Origin of the sequence: Streptomyces sp. NPDC060209 (assembly GCF_042728155.1) — a bacterium.
In the GTDB taxonomy this organism is placed as follows: domain Bacteria; phylum Actinomycetota; class Actinomycetes; order Streptomycetales; family Streptomycetaceae; genus Streptomyces.
On sequence record NZ_JBHWZS010000571.1, the window covers coordinates 1 to 1,638 of the forward strand.

Genomic DNA, 1,638 nt, shown 5'->3' on the forward strand with positions numbered 1-1,638 from the left:
CCGCCGGCCTGGCCGAGTACGCGGCGGCCACGGCCGACGGGAGCGGTCCGCCCCGCCGGAGGGCGGGCACGGGCCGGCGCGGCCCAACCGGCGTTCGCGTCGGGCGGCCAAGGGCGGTAAGCGACGCGTGCTGCGCTGGGTGGCGTCCGTTCTCGCGCTGCTGATACTCGGAACCGGTGGCGCCGGTTACCTGTATTACAAGCACCTCAACGGCAACATCAGAAAAGAGGATCTGACGCTCGGCGACAAGGAGATGGCCGACCACAAGGCCAACGCCGCCGGACAGACGCCTCTGAACATCCTGCTCATCGGATCGGACGCCCGGGACTCCAAGGCCAACCAGAAGCTGGGCGGCGCGAAGGAGACCTTCGGAGGCACACCGCTCGCCGACGTGCAGATGCTGCTCCACCTCTCGGCGGACCGCAGCAACATCTCGGTCATCAGCATGCCGCGCGACACCATGCTGAAGATGCCCAAGTGCACCGACCCCGACACCGGCGACGTGTACCCGGCCAGCACGGTCGACGTCCAGACCAACGAGAGTCTGGGCCGCGGCGGCCCCGGGTGCACGGTGGCCGCCTGGTACGAGCTCACCGGCATCACCATCGACCACTTCATGATGATCGACTTCGCCGGTGTCGTCTCCATGGCCGACGCGGTCGGCGGCGTTCCCGTCTGTGTGGACGCCAACGTCGAGTCGCGCTCCAGTGACGGCAAGGGGTCCGGGCTGAAGCTGGAGAAGGGCACCACCTCCGTCAAGGGCAAGCAGGCCCTCCAGTGGCTGCGCACGCGGTACGGCTTCGAGGACAACACGGACCTCGGCCGGACCAAGGCCCAGCACCAGTACCTGAACTCGATGGTCCGGGAGCTGCGCAAGGGCACCAAGCTGACCGACCCCGGAAAGCTGATGGACCTCGCCGAGGCTGCCACCAGCGCACTGACGGTCGACAAGGGCCTCGACACCGTCAAGAAGCTGTACGACCTGGCCGAGGAGCTCAAGAAGGCCCCGACCGACCGCATCACCATGACGACCATGCCGAACGTCTACGGCACGGGGAACTTCAGCGGCCGGGTGTACCCGAAGGCCGAGGAGGCCGAGCAGGTGTTCCGGATGATCCGTGAGGACATCCCGCTGGACGGCAAGGCGTCCAAGCGCAAGACGCCCGTCACCAAGGACCAGGCCGCCCCCACCGCAGAGATCGCCGTGAGTGTGCGCAACGCGACCTCCACGGACGTCCTCGGCCCGGCCCAGGGCCGTGCGAGCACGGTCAAGGACCTGCTGACGGAGGCCGGCTTCGCCAAGGCGTCGATCGACTCGGGGAACATCGAGGCGGCCGCCACGACAGGCATCCTGTACCCCAGCGCGGACATGGAGGGCGACGCCCAGGCGGTCGCCAAGGCACTCGGGATCCCGGTGTCCCAGGTGAAGAAGTCGACCGATGTCTCGGGCATCGTCCTGGCCGTGGGAGCCGACTGGCGCAAGGACGAGGCGTACCCCGCCAAGGCCGCCGAGGAGAAGACGCCGGACTCGGCGAACCCGCTCAACGGCGCGGACGAGAAGGCGTGCATGAAGGTCAACCCGAATTACACCTGGTGACGTCATCCACATGAGGAAGGGCCCCGCCGGCGACGGCGGGG

The 1,638-nt window shown here is 68.3% G+C and carries 1 protein-coding gene; it reads left to right on the forward strand.

Annotated elements, in window-relative coordinates:
• Positions 1-1,597 (forward strand): LCP family protein (locus ACFWFI_RS42630; RefSeq protein WP_387401341.1); only part of this gene is annotated, 1,597 nt, incomplete at its 5' end.
• Positions 1,598-1,638: the final 41 nt, after the last annotated feature.